At 67.0% G+C, this 24,062-nt stretch carries 30 protein-coding genes, 2 tRNA genes and 1 pseudogene; 22 read left to right on the top strand and 11 right to left on the bottom strand.

Annotated elements, in window-relative coordinates; genetic code table 11:
* Positions 1 to 253: 253 nt before the first annotated feature.
* Complete coding sequence (locus ACWEKR_RS33675; RefSeq protein ID WP_452357958.1) at positions 254 to 910, top strand: DUF305 domain-containing protein; 657 nt, start codon at positions 254 to 256, stop codon at positions 908 to 910.
* A 105-nt stretch (positions 911 to 1,015) separates the two neighbouring features.
* Positions 1,016 to 1,088 (top strand) — tRNA-Arg (locus ACWEKR_RS33670).
* 120 nt (positions 1,089 to 1,208) lie between these two features.
* Here ACWEKR_RS33670 and ACWEKR_RS33665 read toward each other — a convergent pair.
* Positions 1,209 to 1,538, bottom strand: a complete 330-nt coding sequence (locus tag ACWEKR_RS33665; RefSeq protein ID WP_452357942.1) for a hypothetical protein — start codon at positions 1,536 to 1,538, stop codon at positions 1,209 to 1,211.
* 84 nt (positions 1,539 to 1,622) lie between these two features.
* Between ACWEKR_RS33665 and ACWEKR_RS33660 the strand changes: the two genes are divergently transcribed.
* Positions 1,623 to 2,633, top strand: a complete 1,011-nt coding sequence (locus ACWEKR_RS33660) for an asparagine synthase-related protein (protein WP_452357941.1) — start codon at positions 1,623 to 1,625, stop codon at positions 2,631 to 2,633.
* A 150-nt stretch (positions 2,634 to 2,783) separates the two neighbouring features.
* On the opposite strand, the gene ACWEKR_RS33655 is transcribed toward ACWEKR_RS33660, so the two are convergent.
* The 3 genes from ACWEKR_RS33655 to ACWEKR_RS33645 all read right to left on the bottom strand — a co-directional run bounded on the left by ACWEKR_RS33655 (position 2,784) and on the right by ACWEKR_RS33645 (position 4,084).
* Positions 2,784 to 3,107: a hypothetical protein gene (locus tag ACWEKR_RS33655; RefSeq protein ID WP_195088309.1), complete on the bottom strand. Its 324-nt coding sequence runs from the start codon at positions 3,105 to 3,107 to the stop codon at positions 2,784 to 2,786.
* 153 nt (positions 3,108 to 3,260) lie between these two features.
* Complete coding sequence (locus tag ACWEKR_RS33650; protein WP_452357940.1) at positions 3,261 to 3,638, bottom strand: hypothetical protein; 378 nt, start codon at positions 3,636 to 3,638, stop codon at positions 3,261 to 3,263.
* A 71-nt stretch (positions 3,639 to 3,709) separates the two neighbouring features.
* The gene (locus ACWEKR_RS33645; RefSeq protein ID WP_452357939.1) at positions 3,710 to 4,084 is read right to left on the bottom strand and encodes a hypothetical protein; all 375 of its coding nucleotides are present in this window, start codon (positions 4,082 to 4,084) and stop codon (positions 3,710 to 3,712) included.
* Positions 4,085 to 4,547: 463 nt separating this feature from the next.
* On the opposite strand from ACWEKR_RS33645, the gene ACWEKR_RS33640 reads away from it, so the two are divergent.
* Positions 4,548 to 5,255: a L,D-transpeptidase family protein gene (locus ACWEKR_RS33640; protein ID WP_452357938.1), complete on the top strand. Its 708-nt coding sequence runs from the start codon at positions 4,548 to 4,550 to the stop codon at positions 5,253 to 5,255.
* 241 nt (positions 5,256 to 5,496) lie between these two features.
* Here the strand turns inward: ACWEKR_RS33640 and ACWEKR_RS33635 are convergent, their stop codons facing one another.
* Together ACWEKR_RS33635 and ACWEKR_RS33630 are read right to left on the bottom strand one after the other, a co-directional pair.
* Positions 5,497 to 6,180: a hypothetical protein gene (locus ACWEKR_RS33635; protein WP_195088301.1), complete on the bottom strand. Its 684-nt coding sequence runs from the start codon at positions 6,178 to 6,180 to the stop codon at positions 5,497 to 5,499.
* A gap of 234 nt (positions 6,181 to 6,414) precedes the next feature.
* On the bottom strand, positions 6,415 to 6,789 hold the full coding sequence (locus ACWEKR_RS33630) for a hypothetical protein (protein ID WP_195088299.1): 375 nt from the start codon (positions 6,787 to 6,789) through the stop codon (positions 6,415 to 6,417).
* Positions 6,790 to 6,930: 141 nt separating this feature from the next.
* Here ACWEKR_RS33630 and ACWEKR_RS33625 point away from each other — a divergent pair, with 141 nt between their 5' ends.
* The 6 genes from ACWEKR_RS33625 (at position 6,931) to ACWEKR_RS33600 (ending at position 13,227) form a co-directional block, all read left to right on the top strand.
* The gene (locus ACWEKR_RS33625) at positions 6,931 to 7,332 is read left to right on the top strand and encodes a nuclear transport factor 2 family protein (RefSeq protein ID WP_452357937.1); all 402 of its coding nucleotides are present in this window, start codon (positions 6,931 to 6,933) and stop codon (positions 7,330 to 7,332) included.
* Positions 7,333 to 7,459: 127 nt separating this feature from the next.
* The gene (locus tag ACWEKR_RS33620) at positions 7,460 to 8,074 is read left to right on the top strand and encodes an Rv0361 family membrane protein (protein ID WP_452357936.1); all 615 of its coding nucleotides are present in this window, start codon (positions 7,460 to 7,462) and stop codon (positions 8,072 to 8,074) included.
* Between the two features lie 4 nt (positions 8,075 to 8,078).
* The gene (locus ACWEKR_RS33615; protein ID WP_452357935.1) at positions 8,079 to 9,500 is read left to right on the top strand and encodes a metallophosphoesterase; all 1,422 of its coding nucleotides are present in this window, start codon (positions 8,079 to 8,081) and stop codon (positions 9,498 to 9,500) included.
* Between the two features lie 99 nt (positions 9,501 to 9,599).
* Complete coding sequence (locus ACWEKR_RS33610; protein WP_452357934.1) at positions 9,600 to 10,622, top strand: iron ABC transporter substrate-binding protein; 1,023 nt, start codon at positions 9,600 to 9,602, stop codon at positions 10,620 to 10,622.
* A 2-nt stretch (positions 10,623 to 10,624) separates the two neighbouring features.
* The gene (locus ACWEKR_RS33605) at positions 10,625 to 12,178 is read left to right on the top strand and encodes an ABC transporter permease (RefSeq protein WP_452357933.1); all 1,554 of its coding nucleotides are present in this window, start codon (positions 10,625 to 10,627) and stop codon (positions 12,176 to 12,178) included.
* Entirely contained in the window at positions 12,175 to 13,227 is a 1,053-nt protein-coding gene (locus ACWEKR_RS33600) for an ABC transporter ATP-binding protein (protein WP_452357932.1), read from the top strand. Before ACWEKR_RS33605 ends, ACWEKR_RS33600 begins: the two co-directional genes overlap by 4 nt.
* A 72-nt stretch (positions 13,228 to 13,299) precedes the next feature.
* On the opposite strand, the gene ACWEKR_RS33595 is transcribed toward ACWEKR_RS33600, so the two are convergent.
* A tRNA-Cys gene (locus ACWEKR_RS33595) sits at positions 13,300 to 13,374 on the bottom strand.
* Positions 13,375 to 13,488: 114 nt separating this feature from the next.
* Between ACWEKR_RS33595 and ACWEKR_RS33590 the strand changes: the two genes are divergently transcribed.
* Positions 13,489 to 14,040: a MarR family winged helix-turn-helix transcriptional regulator gene (locus tag ACWEKR_RS33590; protein WP_452357931.1), complete on the top strand. Its 552-nt coding sequence runs from the start codon at positions 13,489 to 13,491 to the stop codon at positions 14,038 to 14,040.
* 125 nt (positions 14,041 to 14,165) lie between these two features.
* A complete protein-coding gene (locus ACWEKR_RS33585; RefSeq protein WP_195088289.1) occupies positions 14,166 to 15,212 on the top strand; it encodes an Hsp70 family protein in 1,047 nt (348 codons plus the stop codon).
* A gap of 51 nt (positions 15,213 to 15,263) precedes the next feature.
* On the opposite strand, the gene ACWEKR_RS33580 is transcribed toward ACWEKR_RS33585, so the two are convergent.
* Entirely contained in the window at positions 15,264 to 16,091 is an 828-nt protein-coding gene (locus ACWEKR_RS33580) for an enoyl-CoA hydratase (protein WP_195088287.1), read from the bottom strand.
* 847 nt (positions 16,092 to 16,938) lie between these two features.
* The gene (locus ACWEKR_RS33575) at positions 16,939 to 17,103 is read right to left on the bottom strand and encodes a hypothetical protein (RefSeq protein WP_452357930.1); all 165 of its coding nucleotides are present in this window, start codon (positions 17,101 to 17,103) and stop codon (positions 16,939 to 16,941) included.
* A gap of 610 nt (positions 17,104 to 17,713) precedes the next feature.
* Here ACWEKR_RS33575 and ACWEKR_RS33570 point away from each other — a divergent pair.
* Positions 17,714 to 18,241, top strand: coding sequence for an HD domain-containing protein (locus ACWEKR_RS33570; RefSeq protein ID WP_452357929.1), 528 nt, complete (start codon positions 17,714 to 17,716; stop codon positions 18,239 to 18,241).
* Here the strand turns inward: ACWEKR_RS33570 and ACWEKR_RS33565 are convergent.
* The gene (locus ACWEKR_RS33565) at positions 18,217 to 18,699 is read right to left on the bottom strand and encodes an NUDIX hydrolase (RefSeq protein WP_452357928.1); all 483 of its coding nucleotides are present in this window, start codon (positions 18,697 to 18,699) and stop codon (positions 18,217 to 18,219) included. The genes ACWEKR_RS33570 and ACWEKR_RS33565 overlap by 25 nt on opposite strands.
* Positions 18,700 to 18,703: 4 nt before the next feature.
* A complete protein-coding gene (locus tag ACWEKR_RS33560; protein WP_452357927.1) occupies positions 18,704 to 19,441 on the bottom strand; it encodes a helix-turn-helix domain-containing protein in 738 nt (245 codons plus the stop codon).
* 141 nt (positions 19,442 to 19,582) lie between these two features.
* On the opposite strand from ACWEKR_RS33560, the gene ACWEKR_RS33555 reads away from it, so the two are divergent.
* The 9 genes and pseudogenes from ACWEKR_RS33555 to ACWEKR_RS33515 form a co-directional block, all read left to right on the top strand.
* Positions 19,583 to 20,053, top strand: a complete 471-nt coding sequence (locus ACWEKR_RS33555) for a hypothetical protein (RefSeq protein WP_452357926.1) — start codon at positions 19,583 to 19,585, stop codon at positions 20,051 to 20,053.
* Complete coding sequence (locus ACWEKR_RS33550) at positions 20,053 to 20,313, top strand: hypothetical protein (protein ID WP_452357925.1); 261 nt, start codon at positions 20,053 to 20,055, stop codon at positions 20,311 to 20,313. Before ACWEKR_RS33555 ends, ACWEKR_RS33550 begins: the two co-directional genes overlap by 1 nt.
* Positions 20,314 to 20,333: 20 nt before the next feature.
* Positions 20,334 to 20,981 (top strand): DUF2637 domain-containing protein, encoded by a 648-nt coding sequence (locus ACWEKR_RS33545; RefSeq protein ID WP_452357924.1) that lies wholly within the window; start codon positions 20,334 to 20,336, stop codon positions 20,979 to 20,981.
* Positions 20,982 to 21,299: 318 nt separating this feature from the next.
* Positions 21,300 to 22,604, top strand: coding sequence for an FtsK/SpoIIIE domain-containing protein (locus ACWEKR_RS33540; RefSeq protein ID WP_452357923.1), 1,305 nt, complete (start codon positions 21,300 to 21,302; stop codon positions 22,602 to 22,604).
* The gene (locus ACWEKR_RS33535; RefSeq protein ID WP_452357922.1) at positions 22,601 to 22,813 is read left to right on the top strand and encodes a hypothetical protein; all 213 of its coding nucleotides are present in this window, start codon (positions 22,601 to 22,603) and stop codon (positions 22,811 to 22,813) included. The genes ACWEKR_RS33540 and ACWEKR_RS33535 overlap by 4 nt, the downstream gene beginning before the upstream one ends.
* Positions 22,814 to 22,827: 14 nt before the next feature.
* A complete protein-coding gene (locus ACWEKR_RS33530) occupies positions 22,828 to 23,139 on the top strand; it encodes a hypothetical protein (protein WP_452357921.1) in 312 nt (103 codons plus the stop codon).
* Complete coding sequence (locus ACWEKR_RS33525; RefSeq protein ID WP_452357920.1) at positions 23,136 to 23,336, top strand: hypothetical protein; 201 nt, start codon at positions 23,136 to 23,138, stop codon at positions 23,334 to 23,336. The genes ACWEKR_RS33530 and ACWEKR_RS33525 overlap by 4 nt, the downstream gene beginning before the upstream one ends.
* Positions 23,333 to 23,710, top strand: coding sequence for a hypothetical protein (locus ACWEKR_RS33520; protein ID WP_452357919.1), 378 nt, complete (start codon positions 23,333 to 23,335; stop codon positions 23,708 to 23,710). The genes ACWEKR_RS33525 and ACWEKR_RS33520 overlap by 4 nt, the downstream gene beginning before the upstream one ends.
* Positions 23,707 to 24,062, top strand: a pseudogene (locus ACWEKR_RS33515) (hypothetical protein); the annotation flags it as partial. The gene ACWEKR_RS33520 and the pseudogene ACWEKR_RS33515, both read left to right, overlap by 4 nt.

Here is a 24,062-nt window from a genome sequence, read left to right as displayed (position 1 = left end):
CGGCGCGCCTGGAGTCACCGGGTCGGCCGGTCACCACACTCCCGAGATCGACGAGCGCGGAACTACGGCCCGGTCCGGCGTTGACGCCACCGAGTCCGGCAAGCACGGAGCCGCCGGATTCGATCGGCGACCAGGCGCCGAAGCCGACGCACCCGCCGCGTCCGGCCCGCGTGCAGCAGCTGCCGGATCCAGCGATTCCGAAGCCACCGGAGCGGATGGCGAAGCGACAGGCGATTCCGGTTTCGGGGGGCAGTTGCGCCGCCAACGCACGGCACTGCTGGCTCTCGGCATCATCGGCGCCATGCTCATCGGCTTCGCGATAGGCGTGCTCGCCAGGATTCCACTGGACGGTGCGAAGGAGCCGGAGCCGGGCCCGGTCGACACAGGTTTCAGCCAGGACATGTCGGCCCATCATGCGCAGGCCGTCGAAATGGCGGGCGTGGTGCTGGTTCGTTCCACCGACACCGAGGTACGGCGGCTGGCCTACGACATCCTCACCACCCAGCAGAGCCAGATCGGGCGCATGCAGGGCTGGTTGCAGTTGTGGGGCGAACCCGCGCAGGGCGTGGAGGGTTTCATGGGCTGGATGAGCGAGCCGATGGGCGGCCACGACCATTCCGGAGCCGATATGCCGCACCACTCCGGGCCGGTGTCCACCATGCCCGGCATGGCCACGCCCGCCGAACTGGCCGCGCTGCGCCAAGCCACCAGCCCCAAGCTGGACACGATGTTCCTGCAGCTCATGCTGCGCCACCACCAGGGCGGCCTGCCGATGATCGATTACGCCGCTCAGCACGCCGACACCACAGCGGTGCGCACCCTCGCCGAAACCATGGCCACCACCCAGCGCGGCGAATCCGACCTGATGACCACCATGCTCACCGCGCGCGGAGCCGCCCCACTCCCCTGACCCGAAACCCCGCCGCCGTCTGCCCTTTTTGGCGGACGGCCGCCGATACGATAGGCTGACCCAGCCCGATCGGACCGCCTTCCAGGCCCGACCGAGCCCTATCCCGCCCTCGTAGCTCAGGGGATAGAGCGTCTGCCTCCGGAGCAGAAGGCCGCAGGTTCGAATCCTGCCGAGGGCACGCACGACAAAGGCCCCATGACCAGCACACTCGCTGGCCGGGGCCTTTCTCGTCCGTACCGTCGGCCCGCCTCGATAAGACGAGATGACACAACCTCGCCCGAAGTCCTCGCCGCCTCCCTCAGCGCTTCCTCGGGAGAATGGGTGTGGATCCTCGCGGTGACGCCGGCGTCGGCGTGGCCAACCAGGCAGCGATGATCGCGAGCGGCACCTTGCGCAGGTGCGTGGTTGTGCCGCAGGTGTGACGGGCATCGCCCACCGATGCGTCAGGGTGTCGGGATGGTACGGCGGACCACAGATGCCCGTCCCGATCCGCCTCGAGACCGGCCGGCAGCTTCGACCGTTCCTCCGGCGTGTAGGTCAGCGGCTTGCGCTTCTTGCCCGCCTTCGGTCTGATTGCCCGACTCACGTTGTGTGTCGACAACTTCCGCTCGATCGCGTAATCCAGCACTATCGACGTCGTATCGACGGTCTGCTTCAGTGATCGGACCACCCACGGATGCCGGACTTACACAACACATCTGGAACGATGGACATGACCGACCCAACCCGCCTGGCCCCGCAGACTTCCGAACCACTCCAGTTCGTCACCGACCTGCTCGAAGACATCGGACGCCCTCGACCCGACTTGCGAACACTCATCGATCCGCGAGAGGCCGCTCACCTCATTGCCGAAGAAACCCGGTCGCGGATCACTGCCGTTCTGGACAAGTTCGGAGGAACGCCGGTCGTGCTGCTGAGCGGCGGCGTCGATTCGATCTACGTCGCAGCCGTTGCGGTCGCACTGGGCGCGAAACCGACAGTGATCACGATCTCGACCGAAGGCCAATCAGACGAACAGAACGCAGCAGCCGCGGCCGCAGCCCTAGATCTGCGGCATGACCTCATCCGCCTGACCCCACAGGAGGTCAGCCAACTGTCTCGTGACACGATGCGGCGACTTGGCACATCGGAACTGTGGGAGGTAACCGCAGGCATCCCGATACTCGCCGCTCGTAGCGGTTTCGACAAGATCGCACGACTCGGCCCGATCTTGAACGGTAGCGGCGCGGATGCAATCCTCGGTGGCGGCAAGCGACTCACCCATCCAGTGGCATCGCTCGACGCCAGGGACGAGCTCGACCGGATCATTCGAATCGAGTCAGCCGCGAACTTCAGATATGACCGGCTCGTCCCACACTTCTATCCAGCGCTGCTGGACGAGTACGCCGATCGGCTAGTTCACGTATTCCAGACCGTACGGTGGTGGCAGATCGCCGAACGATTCACCCCCTCAGTACTTTTCGGAGTACGTGACGGCATGACTGTGGACAAACTCGCCCTTCGCCTGGCGTGTGAAGAACAGCTTCCATCGGGAGTGAAGCATCTCGCCTGGGCGGTGAAGTCACCGATCCAGCGTTCGTCCGGCCTGATGTCCGTCCTCGCGACTGCCGCCCGGTCGCACGCCGCCGACCTTCCGGGAGCGCGAACGTACTCGGACCCCATGACCGAGGATGCCGAAGCCGTAGCAACGCGCTTGTATCTCTCGATCCTGGAGCACAGCTAGCGATACCGCTCGGCCGTCGCCACGCGCGTTGCGCGCCTCCGACCTGCCTCCGGGGCAGCAGGCCGCCGGTTGCCGAGGGCACGCGACACAATGGCTCCCGCCCGGATTCTTCCGGTCGGGAGCCACCGCCGTGCATGCCTTCGGCCGCGTTCAGCTGCTGCCGAACACGCCATTCGGTAGGACGCCGTGGAGCAGACGCCAGAGCGGATCGTTGCCGCGACCGTTGTCGTGATCCCCCGGCCAGTCTTTGCCTCGGAAGTCGAGACGGTCGTCCCAGCGGTCGTGCCCGATTTCCGTGCCGACCGCGGCGGACGTCGCGGGAGCGGCCGAGGCCGGAATCGTCGATATCGTCAGCGGAACAGCGGCGATTGCTCCAGCGACGATGGCGCGGGCCGATATCCGACGCGCAGCGGTGGATGTGGTTGCCGAAAACACCGGCAGATCCTTTCTAGCGACAGCAATGCGTGCACCCATCCGCCTCGATCGAGGCGGATGGGGCAGGCCGGAGATGGACATCGCCCAGGTACGGGTGTCGAGTCACCGGCCCGGGTCGACCGTACCCCGATATTCGTACGGAGGAAGCTTACGGGCGAAACACCTACCCCCGGCTGTGCTTTCGATGCCGCGTCAGTCCAATAACCGATGACAGACGCTCGCGTCCGCGCCACGACCGTATGCCCGCTCGATATCCGCATAGTCCGGGTCTATTTTGTTGTCCAGGTAGTACGGGACGAGAGCCGCCTCGACGCTGTTGCACACCCATGTCTCACCCGATCCACTGTTTCGTATCTGGAAGGTGATCCAGTGGTGGCCGATCAGTGGAGCGCCCGCCGAGGCCGTGCATTCGCGACCTTTGACGGAGCCGAACTGCGGTTGATCGATCGTGTAGCCGCAGGTGTAGGTAGGCAGAGATCGGGCCTCCGCGGCGGGGGCTGCCACCAGACCGACGGTAGCGGCCAGCAGGAGTAGCGGCAGCCCGAGTCGGACCGTGCGGGTTGTGTTCATCGCGGTTCCTGTTCGAAATAGAAATCAATACTTCTCGGCACTCATCAGCAGCTGTCACGCGCACCGCGCGGTCAGATCGGGCGACAGTTGCTCGCGTCCACACCGGCGTTGAGCACCGCCTCCGCCTCGTAAGATCCCATTTCCGGATGGATCGGCTTGCCGAGGTACGGGAACGCGCCACCGCATTCCCATTTCTCACCGGTGACGCTGTTCTCCATGCGGACCGGATAGAAGTAATTGCCGTCCAGCGGAGCGCCCGGAGACGCGGCGCATTTGCGCGCTCGCATCGAGCTGAACACCACGAGATAGTCGGTGATGGGCGTGTACTTGCAGGTGTAGGTCGGCAGCGGGGGCTGCGCCATGGCAGTGGGAGCCGTGGCCAGACCAGCGGTCGCGGCCAGCACGAGCAGGGGAAGTCCCAGGAGGGTGAGACGGGTTGCGATCATCAAGGCTCCTGCGCGAGAACGAAATCACTGTCGCGCGACCCTCACAGGACGGCCTGAAGAAATTCTTAACAACCGGTAAGCACGGGCGCTCGACCGACCGCGGGAGACCGCCGCGCTGCTCGCCGACGTCGCCATGTGCGGGAGCTGCCACCGGCCGACGTGCTCGTCAGCCAGGTTGCGGTAGGCGGTCGTCCTATGCCCGGTCCAACCCGCCATGCACCACGCCCGCGGTAAAGGTGTCCCATCCGCCGGTTCCCGGAACGCCTCCCCCTCTGGGACGCGGTCGAATCCGACTACTGGAACGCGTAGCCCTACGCCGATAGCGCGAGTGGCACACCACGGGGAGGTCTGCTCGACATTTGCCGCAGCCATGTGCCGCTCGCCGACCGACGGTGGTGAATACGATGGCGTCGGCACTGTATGAGATGCGGGCGTCTGGGTAGGCGGAGGAGCGTGAACAGGATTGGCTGACGCTGGGACCCGGCGCGGGTGGGTAGTGCGCTGGGGCGTGACAGGGGTTCTGGTGGCGGTCGCGGTGGTCGGGATCGTCGTGGTGATCGGGATCAGCGGGAGGAGGCCGCCGTTCGATCCGGACGCGGTGCCGGGCACTCAAGTCGTCTGGGTGACGGCCCCTGCGGGAGCCGATCGAGGGACGTTGGAATTGTGGCAGCGGAACCGGTTCAGGCGGTGGGAGCGGACGTTGGCGGTGCCCGCCTGGGTGGGCAAGGCGGGGATTTCCCGGGAGGCGAGGGAGGGGGAAGCGTACACGCCGGAGGGTACGTTCGCGTTGACCGAGGGCTTCGGGCGGTTACCGCACGCCGAGGCGAAGCTCCCCTACCTGTCGGTGGACCCGTCGAATACCTGGTGGTGGGTGTCGGACACGGAGAGCCCGTTGTACAACCAGAAATATCGATGCGCCGAGGGCGAGTGCCCGTTCGACACCACCGTCAGCGAGAATCTCGGCCGGACCGACCCGCAATACAACTACGCGCTGGTCATCGACTACAACCGGTTTCCGGTCGTGCCGAAGCGGGGTTCGGCCTTCTTCGTCCACGTCGAGGCAGGCAGGCCGACCGCAGGGTGCGTCGCGGTGGGCGATGACGTGATGCGCACGCTGCTGGCCACGCTCGAGCCGTCGAGGAAGCCGGTTATCGGCATGTACGCGATCTGAATCCGTTGCTTTCCGGTCGGCTTCGCGGCGATGCGCGATGACTCGGCCGAACGGAGCGATGTCCGCTCACGCTGCACGGCCACCGACCGCACCCAGCCGTCCGACCGTCGAATCCGGCGATCGACCAGCCGATGGCGTTGGACGTGGACAAGGGATTTCTCGAATGCCGCCGTCATATGAGCGAAGGGCTCCGGAAGCCGGAGCCCTTCTCGAATGGTTGGTGTCGCCTGCGATCAGAGGGTCACGGCAGGGGTTCGGTGGGCTTGTCGGTCGCGCTGAGCACGCCCGCCTTGGTGAGGTAGGTGAAGGCGGGGGCCGTGAAGCCGGGCTGGAGGAAGTAGAAGTGGGCCTTGGTGACGGAGCCGTTCTCGGTGGCGTCGCACAGGGCGTGCAGGGCGGTGGGGTCGACGGTGAGCGCGGTGAGCTTGCCCGCCTCGTAGTCCATCTCCACCCACTTCGCGTGGATGGCGGCGCTCATGACGCTGCCGGTGAAATCCTCCCGGCTGGAGGCGGCGCTGAGGCCGAGTTCCAGGCCGTCGTCCAGGTCGGTCGGTGTGTGCTGCCAGCGGCCGAACTCCCACCAGCGCACGAAGCTCACCGGGCCTTCGACGCCGGCGGGCAGCTTCGTCGTCGGTTCCACCGAGCGCACCCAGGCCGGCGCCGCGGCCAGCGGATCGTAGGAGGTTCCGGCGACCTCGTTGTCCTCATCCCTTCCGAATAGCAGCGCACGGTCGCCGGGATATCTGACCAGCGAGTACCAATTGCCCTCACCGTCGTCGTTGATCAGCCGGCCGCCTTCCACTCCGGCCGTCTGCCCGATCTCTTGTCCGCTCGCGGCCCGATCGGTGTGGGTAGCGGCGGTGATCACGTCCAAGACGGTCACGCGCGCCCACAGCACCTCGGGATGCGGCAACTGAAATCCCATGCCGGGCAACGTATCACCGGCCCCCCACCGCGACAACCGATCGGCAACCGGCCGGACAACCCGCCGCGCCACGCCCGCCCGCCCTGGCAAACCAGGGTGGAAGGGCTCCTCACAGGGGTCTCGCAGATGTACGAATAAATGGCAAATGCGCAGCAATGAGACCCGGCCCGGCGCAGCGTGCGCACGCAGCCAGGCACCGAGCCCGAGACGGCGCGCCTGGCCGCGGTTCGCCGATCAGGTCGGTTCCGGTTCGGTGTGCTCGGTGCGACGCGGACGCAGAGCGTAGGCCGGGACGAGCTGGTCGCGCACGTGCAGGTCGGGGCGCCCGTCGGCGAACTGGATGCTGTAGGTCACCCGGCCCATCCAGTCCCCGTCGACGGTGGGCAACCAATGCGTCAAGGTTCCGGGGCGCTCACCGCGCATGATGACTCCCGCGCCGTTCACATGGCGCGGAGTCCCCGGGTCGCGGACCAGAATCGCATCCAGGCGCACCCACACCGGCCGCGGCGGGTAGGTCAAGGTGCGGTAGTAGTGGCCGGTCCGGTTGGGGTAGACCAGCTCGGGTTCCGTTCCTTCGGTTCGCGGCGTTTCATCGCTGATCGAACCCATGTTCGAATGTTAGCCGGACATATGCGGCAAGCACCAGGCAACCCGGCCGCAAAGTCGAGACCATGACGACGACCACACTGTCGCAGACCCGACCCTTTTAATATGATCCTTCTAGAACGATCATATTAAAAGGAGTTGGAAATGTCCACGAAGTTCGAGGTCGTCAAGGGTTTCTACGCTGCGACACAGACCGGTGACGGACCCGGGATCCTGGCCCTGCTGCATCCGGAATTCGAAGCGCGCACCGCTCCGGGCTTGCCGTGCGGCGCGGGCGGCGTCTTCCACGGCCCGCTCGCGGTGATGACACGCGTCTGGGGCGCGGTCGCCCGGGAATTCGACACCGCGCCGTGCGACGAGACGTGGCAGGAGACCAGCGACGGCACCATCGTGGTGACCGGTCACTATCGCGGCGCGGCGCGGGCCACCGGCCGCGAGTACGACGCCGAATTCGTGCACTTGTGGCAGGTCGATGACGACGGCCGCATCACGCGGCTGCACCAGTACACCGACACCGCGCGCTGGCACGCCGCATTGGCGGCCTGAAAGATCGTCCGCCACGGCCGGAGGGCACGCGCTCCGTCGCGACCACCCGGCCTGGTTTGGTTTCCGATCACCCGGGCACGCCTTTGCCGTAAACGATCCTGGCACCGGGGGTAGACCGGAGGACGAGATGGCTTATCCGCCGGGCGGGCAACCGCCGGATGACCGACCGCACTACCCGCAGGAGCCGTCACCTGCTGGTTACCCCGGACCCGGGCAGCCCGCGCCACCACCGGGCCCGGGTTATCCGCCACCCGGCTACCCGCCCTGGGGCTACCCGCCACCGCCCAGGAAAAGCAATACCGGCTTGATCGTCGGCCTGGTGGTGATCGTGGCCCTGGTGATCGCGGGCGCGGTGATCGCCGGATTCTTCCTGACCTCGAAGGGACGGGGCCCGCTCGCCTCGGACGAGAAGAGGATCGAACTGGCGATCCGCGACTTCTACGAGACGCTGGACACGCGCGGCTTCCGCGCGGCGGCCGAGCTGGCGTGCACCCGCGAACGCGCCACCTTCGAGGCGATGACCGAGCAGGAGAAGAACGAATTCGACAGCACCTCGGTCTCGGTGACGATCGATAGGATCGAGGACATCGTCGTCATCGACGACATGGCGACCGCGAAGGTCACCGGCAAGCTCACCGTCGAGGTGCCCGGCCGGCAACCCGATACCGAGACCAGCACGACCGAGCATCTGAAGAAGGAAGACGGCAAGTGGAAGATCTGCTCCGCGGAGGGCACCCGCTGATCGCATGCACCCAAGCATGACCTGCTGCGGACCGAGCCGCAGAACCGTTCTCGGGGCCCTCGCCCTCGCCACCCTCCTCCCCTTCGCCGGCCGCGGCAAACACTCCCAGGCACAACCGAATACGATCGTCGCGACCGATCTCGAAGTGGTGACGATCACCGATACCTCGGTGATCCTCACGTGGACCACGCTCGCGCCCGACCCGAGCGGACGGCTGATCCCCGTCGATGCCGACACGCAGGTGCGGATAGGTCCCGCCGATTCCACGCGCGCACCGCTGCCCGTCTTCACCGACGACCGCCCGACCCCCTTCCACTACGCCGAGATCGGCGGACTCGAACCGGGCCGCGCCTACCGCTTCGAAGCGTGGTCGGCGGGTCTGCGCGCCACGCCTGCGCTGTCGCTCACCACCGCCGACCCCGCCGCGCCGGAAGCGCGCGGCGAGTTCACCACCCTCGTTCCGCCGCCGGGCCGCCGGCTGCGGACCCTGGCGCTGGCCAACGACGTGCACTACGGCGAGCAGGTCAGCGGGCTGATCGCAGGCGACCTGCCGCCCGGCGTCCGGCAAGGCCCCGGTCTCGCGCCCTATCCCGAGGTCATGCTGGCGGCGGTACTGGACGACCTGCGCAGCCCCGATCGCGCGGCCGAACTCCTGCTGCTCGCCGGGGACCTGACCGCCGAAGCCTCGGAATCCGACACCCGCACGGTGCGGGCCCGCCTCGACGCGTGGGGCGCGCTCGGCCACGACTACCTGGCCGTGCGCGGCAACCACGACCGGCCGCACCTGGGCGGCGAGTACGCCGGTTGCGCACCCGCGCCCGCCGACCATCACGACTGCTGGGCCGATGTCTTCTCCGCACGGCAGGAACTGGTCGAACACGAGATCGGCGGCCTGCGGGTGCTGGGCGTGGACACCAGCAGGCTCGACGGCGCGGGCGGATCCATCGAACGTCCGCAGTTCGATCACCTGGCCGAACGTCTGCGCGCCGACCCGGACCGCCCGACGCTGCTGTTCGGCCATCATCCGGTCACGGTCGAGTCCGGGTTGACCAACCTCGCGGGCCCGGGATTCGTGCTCGACGGACGCGACAGCGCCGAGTTGCAAGCGCTCTACACCCGCAGCCCTGGAGTCTTCCTGCAGCACAGCGGCCACACGCACCGCAATCGCCGCACCAGGCCGGACGCGCCGTGCGCGGTGGAATTCCTCGAGGTCGCCGCCGTCAAGGAGTATCCGGGCGGCTACAGCCTGCTGCGCGTCTACGAGGGCGGCTACATGGTCAATTTCTACAAGACTCGCACCGAGGACGCGCGGCGCTGGAGCGCGCTCACCCGCGGCGAGTACTTCGGGCTGCTCCCCGACTACACGCTCGGCACCTGCGCTGACCGCAATCACGTTGTGCTGCGCGATTTCTCGGGGCTGCGGTAGAGGGTTCTTCACATCCGAAAACGTTTGCGCACGTCGGACGCGGTATCTTCCTTAGGTAAGCCTCAACATAGGCATGCGAGACGCGTCGGAAGGACGAGGATGAAGCCGGTCAGATGGAAGACGATTGCCGCTGGATTGGTCCTCGCGATGACGGCGCTCGGCAGCACGGCGTGCTCGAATTCCTCCGACGACGCGAACGCGATCACCGTCTACAACGCGCAGCACGAGTCGCTCACCAAGGAATGGGCCGACGCGTTCACCAAGGAGACCGGCATCAAGGTGACCTTGCGCCAAGGCGGGGACACGGCGCTGGGCAACCAGCTGGTCGCCGAGGGCGCGGCCTCGCCCGCCGACGTCTTCCTCACCGAGAACTCCCCCGCCATGGCGCTGGTGGAGAACGCGGGCCTGTTCGCCGACGTCGACGCCGAGACCCTGGAGCAGGTGCCGGCGCAGTACCGCCCGTCCACCGGCAAGTGGACCGGCGTCGCCGCACGCTCGACCGTCTTCGTCTACAACAAGAACAAAGTGCAGCCGGGTCAGCTGCCTGCCTCGCTGCTGGATCTGGCGCAGCCGCAGTGGAAAGGACGCTGGGGCGCGGGCGTTTCCGGCGCCGACTTCCAGGCCATCGTGGCGGCCCTGCTCGCACTGAGGGGTGAGGACGTCACCCGTGCCTGGCTGAAGGGCATGAAGGAGAACGCGACGCCCTTCCCGAACAACGTCGCCACCATGAAGGCCGTCAACTCCGGCAACCCGGACGGCGGCGTCATCTACCACTACTACTGGTACCGCGACCAGGCGAACACCAAGGAGAGCAGCGCCGACACCGCCCTGCACTACTTCAAGAACCAGGACCCGGGCGCGTTCGTCAGCGTCTCCGGCGGTGGCGTGCTGAAGGCGAGCAAGAAGCAGGAGGCGGCACAGAAGTTCCTGGCGTTCATCGTCGGCAAGACCGGACAACAGGTGCTGCGCGACGGCACGTCGCTGGAGTACCCGGTGGCCGCGGGCGTGGCCGCGAACCCGGCGCTGCCGCCGCTGGCCGATCTCCAGGCCCCTGTGGTCGACCCGTCGAAGCTGGACTCGAAGAAGGTCACGCAGCTGATGACCGAAGCGGGCTTGCTGTAGCCGTGGCACTGCGGACCGTTGTCGCCGCGCCCCGGGTCGGCAGACCAGGGCCGCTGGTCACGGGCGTCGCGCTGTTGCTGGTGGCGGCGACATTCGTGCCGCTCGGATACATCGTCTCGACGGTCTTCGCCACGGGCTTCGAGCAGGCCGCGGAGCTGGTGTTCCGGCCGAGAGTCGGTGAGCTGCTGGGCAACACGGCCGCTCTGGTGGTGTGCACCGTGCCGATCTGCGTGGCGCTCGGTGTCGGGCTGGCCTGGGTGGTCGAACGCACCGACGTGCCGGGCAAGTCGTGGTGGGGGCCGGTTTTCGTGGCCCCGCTGGCAGTTCCGGCATTCGTCAACAGCTATGCCTGGGTCAGCCTCTTCCCGACCATGCACGGCCTGTGGGCCGGTGTGGTGATCTCGACGATGTCCTACTTCCCGCTGGTCTATCTGCCCGCGGCAGCCACGTTGCGCCGCTTGGACCCGGCGGTGGAGGAGTCGGCGCGGGCGCTGGGCTCGGGGCCGGTGGCGGTGTTCGCCCGGATCGTGCTGCCGCAGTTGCGTTTGGCGATCCTCGGCGGCGGGCTGCTCATCGGGCTGCATCTGCTCGCCGAGTACGGCGCCTTCGTGATGATCCGGTTCGACACGTTCACCACGGCGATCTTCGAGCAGTACCAGTCCAGCTTCGCCGGTCCGGCGGGCAGCATGCTGGCCGGTGTGCTCGTGCTGTGCTGCCTGGCGCTGCTCGGCGCGGAAGCCGGGCTGCGCGGCCGGGCGCGCTACGCGCGGATCGGCGGCGGGGCGCCGCGCGCCGCGACCCCGATCCGATTGCGCCTCGCCACGGTACCGGTGCTGGCGGCGCTCGTCACGGTGGGGGTGGGTGCGCTGGGCGTGCCGCTGTGGACCATCGGGCGCTGGCTGCGCATCGGCGGAACGGCGGTGTGGGACCTCACCGACATCGGCAACGCGCTCGGGCAGACGGTGGCCCTGGCAGCCGTCGCCGCGCTGCTCACCACGCTGTGCGCGTTCCCGGTCGCCTGGATCGCGGTCCGTTCCACCTCGGCGTTCGCGCGGTTGATCGAGGGCGCCAACTACATCACCAGTTCGTTGCCCGGCATCGTGATCGCGCTGGCCATGGTGACCGTGACCATCCGGTGGGCGCCCGCGCTCTACCAGACGGCGGGCATGGTGATCGCCGCCTACCTGCTGTTGTTCCTGCCTCGGGCCCTGGTCAGCGTGCGGGCCGGGCTGGCGCAGGTGCCGGTGGGCCTGGAGGAGGCGTCCCGTTCGCTGGGCAAATCGGCGCCCGCGACGTTCTTCCTGGTCACCCTGCGGCTCGCCGCGCCCGCCGCGGCTGCCGCGGCCGCATTGGTGTTCGTCGCCGTGGCGACCGAGCTGACCGCGACGCTGCTGCTGGCGCCCAACGGAACTCGCACGCTGGCGATGCGGTTCTGGGGCCTGTCCGGCGAACTGGACTACGCGGCCGCCGCGCCGTACGCCCTGATCATGATCGTTGCCGCGGTGCCGGTGACCTACCTGCTGTTCACCAATTCGCGGAAGGCGGCCGGGATATGAGTCGCGTTGTCGTCGCCGAGGTGTCGAAGACCTTCGGGCACACCCGGGTGCTCGGCGGGATCAGCCTCGATGTGCCGGATCACACCGCGACCGCCGTGGTCGGATCGTCCGGGTGCGGCAAGACCACGCTGTTGCGCGTGATCGCCGGATTCGAGTCACCGGACGCGGGATCGGTCTCGATCGGAACCGAAACCGTTGTCGGCGAGCGCATCTCGGTGCCGCCGCAGCGCCGCAACATCGGTTACGTCGCCCAGGACGGCGCGCTGTTCCCGCATCTGACCGTCGGCCGGAACATCGCCTACGGCCTGCCCGGCTCGGGACGCCACAGCCGCGGGCGGGTGCAGGAGCTGCTGGAGATGGTGTCGCTGGACGCGTCCTACGCCGACCGCAGGCCGCATCAGCTCTCCGGCGGTCAGCAGCAGCGCGTCGCGCTGGCCCGCGCGCTGGCGCGCAAGCCGTCGGTGATGCTGCTGGACGAGCCGTTCAGCGCACTGGACGCGGGCCTGCGCGCGACGACCAGGCAGGCAGTGGCCGAGACACTGCGCGAGGCGGGCATGACCAGCATCTTGGTGACGCACGACCAGGAGGAGGCGCTGAGTTTCGCCGACCAGGTGGCGGTGATGCGGGAGGGACGCTTCACCCAGGTCGGGACGCCGGAGGAGGTGTACGCGACGCCGAAGGACCTGTTCACCGCCCGGTTCCTCGGCGATTGCGTGCTGCTGGACGCGGTGGTGGAGGCCGACGTGGCCAAATGCGCGCTGGGCCGGATTCCGGTGCAGCGCGGCGCTGCGGGCGGACCGGCCACCGTCATGCTGCGCCCGGAACAGCTTGTCGCGCATATCGCTTCGGAGGACGAGTCGGAGACCGGCCGGGTGCGTGCCGTCGATTTCCGCGGCGCCGATGTCGTCCTGACGATCGACTTGGACGGCGCGAGCGCCCCCATCCGGGTACGCCGCGCCAGCGTCGCCGCCCCGGTGACCGGGCAGCGGGTGCGCCTGGAAGTGGTCGGCACGGCCGTGGCGTACGCCGAACCGAACGACGCCGCCTGAAGCGACGCTCGATGGTGTGCCTCGAAATGCCCGGCTCGGCGGTGGCGTACACCGAGCCGGGCACCGAGGGCTTGGAGCGAGCGGCGGGAATCGAACCCGCGTTAACGGCTTTGCAGACCGTTGCCTAAACCACTCAGCCACGCCCGCCTCGCACTAGATAGTGCCCGGGGCTGGTAGGCCCCGCCTACCATTGCGCTCACGGTGATCCGAAGGCTGGTCGGATGTCCCCGTCCGCTCGTGGTGACATGGAATGATCGGAACATGTCTCGGCCACGCCCGCTTCCGAACGACCCGATCGAGGAAGCCCACCGCCAGTGGGTCGGTCACGGCTGGGGCGATGTCGCCGACGGCATGGCCGCGGTGACGTCGCTGGTCCGGGCCCAGCAAATCGTGATGGCCCGGGTGGACGAGGCGCTCAAGCCCACCGGATTGACCTTTTCCCGCTACGAGTTGCTCATGCTGCTGAATTTCAGCAAGACCGGCGCGCTGCCGATGGCGAAGGCCAGCGCCCGCTTGCAGGTCCATCCCACCAGCGTCACCAACACCGTGGATCGGCTCGAAGCGGCGAAGCTCGTCGAGCGCGTGCCGCACCCCAGCGACCGGCGCGCTACTCTGATCGAAATCACCGGCGCGGGACGGGAACTGGTGGCCAGAGCCACCGAGGAACTCAACGCGAAAGTTTTCGCGCTGCCCGGCCTCCCACCGGAGCGGCTGCACACGCTCCTGCAACTACTCGCCGAATTCCGACATGCCGCGGGCGACTTCGAGACGGCGGAGGGAACGGCGCGCTGGTCGGCCACGGCCACAGACTGATTCGGCGTACCGGTCGGTCGCATACCGCGCTCGACCGATCGGCCGGTGACAATCGGGCATCCATCCGGCGAATTGCCGGGCACGCCGTCTTGGCAGCGGAGGCGAAAAGGTCCACCATGGAGAACATGGTGCTGGTCTTGGGGGTATCGGCGGGCGCTGGCGGCGCCCACGCGATGCTGACACACTCCGATCAGCCACACCTACCCCCGATCGATCGCTGCGAAGTGCCGCGGCGGGCGGGCGGTGGTGTCGAGGAGTCGGTCTTCGAGGCGATCCGCCGGATGAACGGCGCCGCCGACCGGCGCGACGAGCTGATCTCGGGCACGGCGGTGACCTGCCGCTGTCCGCTGCACGCCGACGCCATCCGCGCGGGCGTGCGCGGCCGCGGCGTCACCATCGTCGACGAGCCGCTCGCCCAGCTGCGCTATCTGCGTTTCACCGGGCAACTGCCGGACAGCGGCTCGGTGATCCTCTACGACCTCGGCAGCTCAGGGCTCACCATCACCCATGCCGACTGCCGCACCGACACGATTCTGTCCAGCAAGCGCAGCACGGTGCTCGGCGGCGACGGCTACGACGCGCTGCTGCGCTGGCGGCTGGCCCGCGACGGCGTGCTCACCGACACCCCGACCATCCGCCGCCACCGCGAGGAACTCAGCGAGGCCAGGGTGGTCACGGCGATCGACGACGGCACCGGCGACCGGGCCGTGGTCACCCGCAGCGACCTGGCCGAACTCTGCGCGGCGGGTATCCACCACTCGGTGTCGTTCGTGCGGCAGGTCATCGACGAGACCGGAGTGCGACCGGAAGCCATGGTGCTGCTCGGCGGGTGCACCCGCAGTCCCAGCATCCGCGCCGAGCTGGCCGAGCTGATCGACCTGCCGATCGTCTACGACCCGGAACCCGAGATCGTCTCCGCGCGCGGCGCGGTGCTGCTGGCCGCCGAACGCCGGAGCGGCGACGTGCGGATGGCGCGGTTGCGCGCCGGAGCCACCCTGGTCCCGGTGGGCGTCGACCGGCGCAAGCTCATCGCGGCGGCCGCGGTCACCCTCGCGCTGGGCGCCACCATCGCCGGACTGCTCGCCACGAGCAAGGAGGCGCCCCGACCGGAAGGCGACAAGGGGCCCCCGCCCGCGGAGATCATCGTGCCCACGCCCGGAGCCTTCGGATAACCGCGACGATTCCGCCCGGCCGGACGGATCGGGCCGGGTGGAACCGCGAGATCAGCGGTTGGTGAACTTCGCCGGACGCTTCTCGACGAAGGCGCTCATGCCTTCCTTCTGGTCCTCGATCGCGAACAGCGAGTGGAAGACCCGGCGTTCGAAGCGCAAGCCCTCGGCGAGAGTGGTCTCGAACGAGCGGTTCACCGCTTCCTTGGCGATCATGGCGACCGGCAGCGACATCGACGCGATGGTCTCGGCGACCTCGAGGGCGGTGTCCAGCAGTTGCGCGGCGGGCACGATCCGCGAGACCAACCCCGCCCGCTCGGCCTCCTCGGCATCCATGTTGCGGCCGGTGAGCACCAGGTCCATGGCTTTCGCCTTACCGATCGCACGGGTCAGGCGCTGCGAGCCGCCGATGCCGGGGATGACGCCCAGCTTGATCTCCGGCTGTCCGAACTTCGCGGTGTCGGCCGCGAGCAGGATGTCGCAGATCATGGCCAGCTCGCAGCCGCCGCCCAGCGCGTAGCCGGCCACCGCGGCGATGGTCGGCTTGCGGAACTGCGCCAGCCGGTCCCAGCGGGCGAAGTAGTCGTCCATGAACATGTCCATGTACGACTTGGGCTGCATCTCCTTGATGTCGGCGCCCGCCGCGAAGGCCCGCTCCGAGCCGGTGATCACGATGGCCCCGATCTCGTCGTCGTGCTCGAGCTCGTCGAGCGCGGCGATGACGTCGTCGAGGACCTGTGCGTTCAGTGCGTTCAGCGCCTTCGGGCGGTTCAGCGTGATCCAGCCGACCCGGCCCTTGCGTTCCAGCAGAATCGTCTCGAAGGCCGGCCCGCCCGTCGCCCGGCCCCCGCCCCCCACGGAATCGCTTTGCGATGCGCTCATTCTTCTGCACCCTCACGGTCGGAACGGTCACGGATATCGGTGACGATACAACAGCACCATATTGCCGACGTCCCGCCACATCCCTCCTCATCCGAAGCTATTGAGATGCAACGTTATTCGCGAAATTCGACATCTCTCCTCATCCCACTGCATCCTCTGTCACCCGCGGAAAATGCCGGTCAATCTTCCGCCGAAACTCCCGCTACATCCTCCAACTGAACATGCTTTGCACGGCCGGCAGATGGGTCGCCCACCTGCCGCTTACGCGTGTTCGAACAAGATCACTTTATTCGCACCTATGTTCGAATGCCCCTCTGGGATGCCTGCCTCTCCGGCGAGGAGCGGGGTCCGGGGCAGTGCCCCGCGTGACACCGAAGGTGTCAGTCAACATCGATGATCGTGCCGGAGGTGTGGGAGTGGGGTGTGCGCTCCTCCGGTCAGCCTGGGCATGGCCTGGACCGCGCTGCCGGGGTGCGGAAAAGGGTGGGCGCAGCCCATCACGGAGTGACGCGTAGCGCCCTTTGGAGTGTCCCGGCAGTGTGGTACACCTTCGGCAGGGTGATCGGAGGAGTGCGCGCCGCACCATGCCGGGTCGGCTGGATCATCGCGCGGCCGAAGGTGGCGGACATGGTTGGCGACCCGAGTTTGCGTCGCTCCTTCTTTAAAGGTTCTTATTAGGAGAATTCGGCAGTTGTCCCGCGCGGTGGAGAGGATTCCCGCGCGGGACAACTGTTTCCGGCTAGCCAGGCCGGAGGGGTTCGGGCCTGGGAACCGGCGTCGCTGACGGTTCCGCTGTCCGGCGTCGTTGCCGGTGGCCCGAAGGGAAGGGGGCCGAAGCCCCCCGGGGTCAGTACGGGTGGCGGTCGAGCATCTCGAGGTTGCGGCGGTACTGGGTGTTGCACGGGGTGCAGTGCCAGGTGACCTGGTCCTGCGGGCCGTACTTGGAGGTGAACGGGACGGCGGCGGGGTTGTCGCATCCGCGGAGCTGGCAGGTAGTGGGCTTGGTGATCATCTCGCGGGTTCCTCTCCGGTTGGGGTGGTCTGGCTGAGGGCGTCTCGATCACGGCTCCGGCGGGTGTCAAGAGTCGGCGAATGCCGATCACGCAGTGACGCCGTAGGCGCTCTTGATGCCCGCTGGGGTCGTGATAGCCCTCGGATCAGTCAGACCGCCACGACCGGGGAGGAACTGGTGACCAGCGAGCCTGGCTGGCTGGATGCGGTGACCTCGTTCGAGTACCCGGGTACCTCGGCGGGACCCCGGCCGGTCGACCGGGCAGAGTGCCGGCGGATTCGGGCTCGGCTGCGGGAGGTAAGTCGGGTACGGCTGCCGGCGTGCCCAGCGCTGCCCGGTTATGCAGAAAGCGGTCAGACAGGATCTCCGGCGCGCCCGTGGCGGTCGAGTGCTGCCGACGCGCTCGACGCACCGGTGTCCGAGGAGCCTGCGACGAGGACGCCGCCGTGCGGCGTAGCGCGGCGGCGGCGCGAAGCGCCGCCGCGGGCGCTCTTGAGTCTGTATGGCGAAATTCGGCAACAACCCGCACAACGCAGCGCACGAGAGTCAGCGATGCGCCGATCGTCCTTCAGCGCGGGTGGGATCGGCGTCCGCGCGTAGCATGGCAGCCGTGAATGAGGCCATGGCCGACCTGCTGTCTCCGCTGACCGAATCGCGACGTGCTCACTCGATCGCGGTGGGCCGGCGGATGGAGAGTGTCGCGGGACTGTTGCCAACGGAACTGCGTGCAGACGCGATCATGGCGGCGTATCTGCATGACGTTGGTTACGGGTATCCGGACCTCGGGTTCCACCCGATCGACGGTGCCCGGCTGTTGCGTTCGCTCGGGTATTCGCTGGTCGTATGTCACTTGGTGGCATTTCACACAGCGGCAGAGGTCGAGGCGGATGTACGGGGCCTGGATGTGGGACTGTTCGAAGAGTTCCGGCTGGTCGGCATTACAGGACTCGACGCTGCCGACGACTTCATGTGGTGGGCTGACCTCTCCACCGGGCCGAACGGCGAAGACTTCACAGTGGATGAACGATTGGCCGAGATTTTAAGAAGGTACGAACCGGGAAGTGTGGTTCATACCGCCATCACGCGAGCAGAGCCGCGGTTGCGGATGGCGGCTCAGCGGGCGTCGGGGTCAATGTAGGGTTCGCTCTCATTGAGTGCCCAGTCGATTCGCTTTCGCTGACTAGGGTCCATCTTCAGGGCCGGAATCTGATCGACCGGCACCCATTCGACGCGCGTGCTTTCGCTGCTGGTTGTCGGGTACCCGCCGATTGCTTCACCGCGATAGACCACGGTGAACTCCTGCCGGACTTCATCGTTGCTGGTGTAGTGGATGACGTGGGTCGGGTCGGTGAAGATTCCGACGATTCCGGTTATGTGGATGTCGACCCCTGTCTCTTCCTGGGTCTCTCGGACGGCGGTGTGGCTGAGAGACTCCCCAGGGTCGTGTGCACCTCCAGGCATTGACCAGTTGCCATTATCTGACCTGCATATAAGAAGGACCCTGCCTTGCCGGTGGACGAATGCTGCGGCGCTAGGCCGGACGCTATTGGCTGCTGGAGCGTTGGGGTCCTGGTGGTAGTCGATTCGGCGTCCCATAGGGTCAGGATAATGCGGGACGTCCCGTGGCCCACGCAGCTTCGAACGACTCCATGTAGTAGGAGAAGAGACGACCACCAGGGACGCGCTGCAAATGCTGAACGGGAGACTTCGCTGCGTAGGCACCGTAGCTGTGGGTGTTGACAAGCATCGAGTCGCCAAAACGGTAGATGCTGTTGTACAGCGTCGTGCGGTGGGTGCGGATATCGACCATCGGCGAGTCCATCGTTTCCCGGAGATATTCCAGCGTTGATTGGCACCGCTGAGGTAGTGACGGCAAGCCCTCCTCGCGGGCTCGGGCGAGAACTTCCGGCGAATCGCTCTCTCCAAGGAGGATTCGAACCTGCACGCCCGCACTTGCTTTGGCTCGGACGACGTTTACGAAGTTGAGAGACTCCACAAGGAAGCCGCCTGCGTACACCAGGACATCAATGTGGCCAGCGGCCTGCTGCATGAGCGAACGCCAAACCTCGTGCGGTACCTCGGGACGAGTTGGCCAGATTTGCACTAGCTCTGATAACGAGGCGGTTGCAGATCGACTACCCGCCAAAAGTTCAGGCCAGAGGTAGGTCTCGTCACAGGCCAGTTCGCGGGCGACCTTTAGCCGAAGTCCCGGATGCGGGCATCGGTCTTGAGTGATCCATCGCTCTACGGTTTTGGTGCTGATCTTAAGCCGCTCCGCGAGAGCGTGTTTCGTGAGGTCTGCTGCCGCCATCGCCCCGCGAAGTCGTTCATTGGTCATGCTTCAATGCTACCGCAAAGTGTCCCAAAGTGTCCCAGATATCGGGTTATTCCGTCCCTATATGTCGCGGGATCCTAGATGTGTCGGAGGTTACAGAACCTCATTTGATGACCAAATCATCACTCACACAAGGGGATTCACGTGGCAATCAGCAAGGGTTACCAGTTTCCGATCGAGTCGCGGGTGGCGTTTCCGAAGCGTCTGATCCTGATGGCTCCGATCGGCCCGGCGATCAAGTACAACCCGGACCGCAATGCGCTGCCGGAGCAGAAGTTCGACTTCGACCCGAAGACGGGGGAGGGCACGGGCCTGCCGTTGTGGACGGCGACGGTGACCGACCCGCATGAGGCCAGCGAGGGCAAGGGCAAGCGCGCGTCGTTCGAGATCACCTTCATTTCGCAGCACCAGCCGGTGCCGGCGGGTGAGCAGATCGTCGACGACATGTGGTTCATCGAGTTGGAGGGCTTGACCGCGGAACCGAAGGTGATGGGTCAGGGCGAGTTCAAGTACCTGGGCTACGTCTACCGGGCGACAGGGATCAAGGGCGACAACAACACCCCGAAGCCCAACGCCGCGGCCGGCAACGGCAACACCGCGAAGGCGGGTGCGTGATGGCTGCCCCGGACGTGTGGATGCAGGTCAGTTCCTCGCCTCACGGCGACCCGGCGGCGGTGAACGCCGAGTACTCGCACCGCATCGACAAGGTTGTGGTGACCACGGGTTCGGGCTCGATGTTCATGACGGTGCCGGTCGCGGTGGATCTGCTGTGGGACCTGGCGGCGGCGTTGGAGGACGCGGTCCAGTGTGAGTGGGCCGACGCCGGTCTGAACTTCCCAGATTGGCTGCCTCGCCTGGGTTCGAGGGTGGCGTGATGTTCGGGGATGACCGTTCGATGCGGATGCGGTTGGCGCTGGTGGCGGCGGTGTTGATCATCGTCGGTGTCGGCGTCGCTGCGTTCGTCCTCAGCTACGAAACACTGCGCGACCTGGCGGAGTTGGCCGGCATCGACCGCGACGATTCGTGGCTGTTTCCGGTGATCGTGGACGGCACCATCATTCAGGCCACGGTGTCGGCGATGGTGTTGTCCAACCGGCCCGATGAGCGCCGCTGGTTCTCATGGGTGCTCGGCGTTGGTGCGGTGGTGTCGGTGGCCGGCAACAGCCTGCATGCCTTCACCGATGGGCAACAGCTTCCGAACTGGGTGGCGGCGGTGATCGCGGCTATCGCCCCGATCGCGCTGTTGGTGGACACGCATGGCGGGGTGATGCTGTTCCGCGCTGCCCAGCGCAAACGCGTCGAGAAGCCCACGACCGAGACCGTCTCCGATGTCGAGCCCGACGCCGTGCCGGAGACCGACACGCCGGCTGTCGCCGCGGTCGAACCTGTGCCCGATACCGATCCCGAACCGGCTCAACTGCCGCTGCCTGCTGTCCCGGCGGTGGTGCGTACGGCTCCGGTTCGGCCTATCCGTCCTGTTCCTGTTCGTCCGCGGCCGGTTCAGCAGCCGATGCTGCCGCTCGCTATCCCTGTGGGGGGTTGAGATGACTGTTTCTGTTCCTGCTGTAGCGATGGGTGTTTCGTCGCTGGTGACCCTGTTGGCCGGTGTCGGAGTGCTGGGCACCTCGTCCCCAGCCACCCCGACCCCGGCTGTCCCGGCCGTGGCGTCCTCCTCGGCGGTAGCCACCACCACCGAGACTCCGGCTCCGACTGCGACTGCGCCCAAATGCGTGATGTTCTGCGAGGACGCCGGTCTCGGCCGGCCGGAGGTCGACAAGGCTCCGGCTGAGTCCCCTGCTCCAAATGGCTGCCGCCTGTTCTGCGAGCTGGAGCGCGGCTCGGAAGGTTGGGGGTTGTCCCGATGAGTATCGCGAGTTCGGTGATGCTGGCCGGTGGTATGTGCACGGGGGCGTCGGCGTTGTGGTGGCTGCGGTCACTGGCGGCGCGCGGCGCTGGTGTGCAACCGGCTGGTAATGCTCGTGAGGTCGTTGCGGGGGCTCCGGTGGAGTTGCGGACGGCGGTGTTCGTAGTGACCGATTCGGCGCAGCTGTCGTTGATGTGGCCGGCTGTGGGGCTCGGCTCATGGGAGACCGGGTTCCCGAATGTCCTGTCCGCGTCCTACACCCCGTTCGGGATGTCGGTGGACGTGCAGATGCTCGGCGGGCAGAAGCTCAAGGACTGGACCAACGAGGACACCCTCGACGCCCTGGCCCAGTACTTCGGTGTTCCCCAGGTGACCGCGACCGGTGCCGGTCCCGGCTTCGTCCGCCTGGACCTGCGGGTCTACGACACCCTGGCCGACGCCGTTGCCGCGCCGATGGTGGCGTTCGGGGACGGGGTGGACCTGGAGGCGGTCCCGACTGGGGTGTTCGAGGACGGCGAAGTCTGGCCGGTGCCGGTGCAGGGCCGGCATGTGCTGATCGCCGGCGGGATGGGATCGGGTAAGTCCACGGTCCTGCATTCGCTGGTCAAGGGCATGGGTCCGGCGATCCGTTCCGGACGGGTGGACCTGCGGCTGATCGACCCGAAAGGCCGGATGGAACTCGGGCATCTGGAACCGCTGTGCACCCAGTTCGCGCACACCGAACCGGAGTTCATGATCGCCCAGCTGGAGGCCACGGTCGCGGACATGAAAGCCGCCGCGGACCGCTACGGCCAAGACGGGGTGCGCAAGCCGGTGCCGACACCGGATAACCCGCTGGTGGTCACGATCATCGATGAGGCTGCGGTGTTGTCGGCGTTCACCACTTCGGAGTTGCGCAACCGGTTCGAACACGCTCACGGACAGTTGCTGTCGCAGGGTCGGGCACCACTGTTTTCGGTGATCGAAACGGTGATCGATCCGTCGAAAGACACTGTGCCGCAACGACAGTTGTTGCCGTATCGGATCGGGATGCGGATGGACGAACCCACCCAGGTCGCCATGATCCACGGCCAAGGCGCTCGGGAGCGGGGTTCGCGCTGCGATGAGATTCCGCATTCGACTCCCGGTGTCTGCTACGTGCAGGAGGACGGCAACCCCGGTTTCCGGCGTGCTCGCGCCTTCCACATCACCAACGCGGATATCGATTGGATCGTCAAGCAGTACACACCACTGCCGCGGCCGGTCAACCTCACCGACTTCGACGGGTTCAGCGGGTTCGATGACGGGCCGGTGGCGGCATGACCACCAACAACAACGCCAATGCTGCGGTCGGCTCGTCTCCGGTGGCGCTGCGGCTGATCGGTTCCCCTTCCGACATCGAGACCGTGGTGGAGTTCCTGGAACTCATCAACTACCACGTCGATTGGGACGGGGAGTTCCATTTGAGCCGCCACCGTGGCCGTGCCCGCGCGTACGTCCGTATCCGGTGGTCTCGGGGCGGTGACCGGTGATGAGGCGGGGATTCGTGACCGAGACACACGTGGTCGTGTACTGCGACGGCTGCGGTGACATCTACTCCGAAGGCGAGAACGAGTCGATTTGCTTCGACTCCATCAACCAGGCCGTGGCCTACCTCAATGCCCGCAGCGGCGGCGTGGGCTGGCTGTATGACGGCGATCAGGTGCGTTGTGACGGCTGCCTCGCTACCGCCCGCTGCGCCGAAGCCGGCCATTCCTTCCCCGAGTCCTGGCAGACCACCTTGTGGTCGCTGGGCAAAGCCACTCGTTCCCGCACCTGCGAAGTGTGCGGCATCCCTGACATCGAGGCCCTGTCATGAACAACAACGTCCGTTCCCTCCACCACCATGACGACATCGATGCCGTTATCGATACCCGCGCCCTGCGGCGCTGCCAACTCGACCGCCGCGGCGTGGACCCGGTCGGGATCGCGGTGCACCTGCTGGTGGAGACCGGGGACGCGCCCGGGTGGGATGCCGACCTGGACGACGGCTACGGATGGGATGAGGCGGCATGACCACGCCTGAGCCTGCGGTGTTCTTCTACCTGCTGCGCCCCTCGCAGGTGAAACCCGGTGATGTCGTCTACGAGGTCAACGACCGACCCATGCCCGGTGGGGCACTGATCATCCACGAAACCCGCGTGCTGCCAACCGATTCCGCCACGCCTCGCGGTGCATGGGAGCTGATCCCCGAACACGGTGGCCCGCGACGGGTCGATGGCGATGCCCGCCTCAAGGTCGGGCGCGACAACACCGTGAAGTGCGTCAATCCGGTGGTGGCTGCGGCGGCGAGTCAGGTCCGCAAGGGTCGCCGCTCCACCGACCTGCACGCCCCGTGTCGGGGGCAGATGTCCTTGTTCGATCCCTCGACCGTGGAGGCGAGCCGATGACCACCAAAACCGTTCACATCCGCAAAGACACCCGCCTGGACGCATCGGACCGGTTCGCGTTGGCGCTGCTCAACCTGCTGTGGGCAGCGGCGATCGGCGTGTGGTGGCTGATCCTGTTCCCGATGATCTCCGTCCCCCTCGCCCTGGTCGTCACCGCCTGGGTGCTGTTGGGGTGGCCGATGGGTCTCGCGGCCGGCGGGGTGTCCGTCGCGGGACTTGTGCTGTGGCAGCGTGCTCGCCCGCAGATGTTCGAGCGTTGGGTCACCGCGCGGGCTCGTACCCGGTTCCTGACCTGGCACCGCTACCGCCGGCGGTGGGCCAAACTCATGACCGCCTGCCACCTGAGTATCGA

It is taken from the genome of Nocardia sp. NPDC004573 (genome assembly GCF_053602135.1).
This window is presented reverse-complemented; position numbering and strand designations above follow the sequence as displayed.

Excerpts from the sequence above, each read along its gene's own strand:
- ACWEKR_RS33545 (WP_452357924.1), top strand. The coding sequence starts at position 20,334 with ATGCGGATGCGGTTGGCGCTGGTGGCGGCGGTGTTGATCATCGTCGGT.
- ACWEKR_RS33630 (WP_195088299.1), bottom strand. The coding sequence starts at position 6,789 with ATGGGTTCGATCAGCGATGAAACGCCGCGAACCGAAGGAACGGAACCC.
- ACWEKR_RS33625 (WP_452357937.1), top strand. The coding sequence starts at position 6,931 with ATGTCCACGAAGTTCGAGGTCGTCAAGGGTTTCTACGCTGCGACACAG.
- ACWEKR_RS33660 (WP_452357941.1), top strand. The coding sequence starts at position 1,623 with ATGACCGACCCAACCCGCCTGGCCCCGCAGACTTCCGAACCACTCCAG.
- ACWEKR_RS33635 (WP_195088301.1), bottom strand. The coding sequence starts at position 6,180 with ATGGGATTTCAGTTGCCGCATCCCGAGGTGCTGTGGGCGCGCGTGACC.
- ACWEKR_RS33535 (WP_452357922.1), top strand. The coding sequence starts at position 22,601 with ATGACCACCAACAACAACGCCAATGCTGCGGTCGGCTCGTCTCCGGTG.
- ACWEKR_RS33560 (WP_452357927.1), bottom strand. The coding sequence starts at position 19,441 with ATGACCAATGAACGACTTCGCGGGGCGATGGCGGCAGCAGACCTCACG.
- ACWEKR_RS33590 (WP_452357931.1), top strand. The coding sequence starts at position 13,489 with ATGTCTCGGCCACGCCCGCTTCCGAACGACCCGATCGAGGAAGCCCAC.
- ACWEKR_RS33650 (WP_452357940.1), bottom strand. The coding sequence starts at position 3,638 with ATGAACACAACCCGCACGGTCCGACTCGGGCTGCCGCTACTCCTGCTG.
- ACWEKR_RS33520 (WP_452357919.1), top strand. The coding sequence starts at position 23,333 with ATGACCACGCCTGAGCCTGCGGTGTTCTTCTACCTGCTGCGCCCCTCG.
- ACWEKR_RS33610 (WP_452357934.1), top strand. The coding sequence starts at position 9,600 with ATGAAGCCGGTCAGATGGAAGACGATTGCCGCTGGATTGGTCCTCGCG.
- ACWEKR_RS33655 (WP_195088309.1), bottom strand. The coding sequence starts at position 3,107 with ATGGGTGCACGCATTGCTGTCGCTAGAAAGGATCTGCCGGTGTTTTCG.
- ACWEKR_RS33575 (WP_452357930.1), bottom strand. The coding sequence starts at position 17,103 with ATGATCACCAAGCCCACTACCTGCCAGCTCCGCGGATGCGACAACCCC.
- ACWEKR_RS33615 (WP_452357935.1), top strand. The coding sequence starts at position 8,079 with ATGCACCCAAGCATGACCTGCTGCGGACCGAGCCGCAGAACCGTTCTC.
- ACWEKR_RS33525 (WP_452357920.1), top strand. The coding sequence starts at position 23,136 with ATGAACAACAACGTCCGTTCCCTCCACCACCATGACGACATCGATGCC.
- ACWEKR_RS33540 (WP_452357923.1), top strand. The coding sequence starts at position 21,300 with ATGAGTATCGCGAGTTCGGTGATGCTGGCCGGTGGTATGTGCACGGGG.
- ACWEKR_RS33620 (WP_452357936.1), top strand. The coding sequence starts at position 7,460 with ATGGCTTATCCGCCGGGCGGGCAACCGCCGGATGACCGACCGCACTAC.
- ACWEKR_RS33585 (WP_195088289.1), top strand. The coding sequence starts at position 14,166 with ATGGTGCTGGTCTTGGGGGTATCGGCGGGCGCTGGCGGCGCCCACGCG.
- ACWEKR_RS33600 (WP_452357932.1), top strand. The coding sequence starts at position 12,175 with ATGAGTCGCGTTGTCGTCGCCGAGGTGTCGAAGACCTTCGGGCACACC.
- ACWEKR_RS33550 (WP_452357925.1), top strand. The coding sequence starts at position 20,053 with ATGGCTGCCCCGGACGTGTGGATGCAGGTCAGTTCCTCGCCTCACGGC.
- ACWEKR_RS33580 (WP_195088287.1), bottom strand. The coding sequence starts at position 16,091 with ATGAGCGCATCGCAAAGCGATTCCGTGGGGGGCGGGGGCCGGGCGACG.
- ACWEKR_RS33645 (WP_452357939.1), bottom strand. The coding sequence starts at position 4,084 with ATGATCGCAACCCGTCTCACCCTCCTGGGACTTCCCCTGCTCGTGCTG.
- ACWEKR_RS33565 (WP_452357928.1), bottom strand. The coding sequence starts at position 18,699 with ATGGGACGCCGAATCGACTACCACCAGGACCCCAACGCTCCAGCAGCC.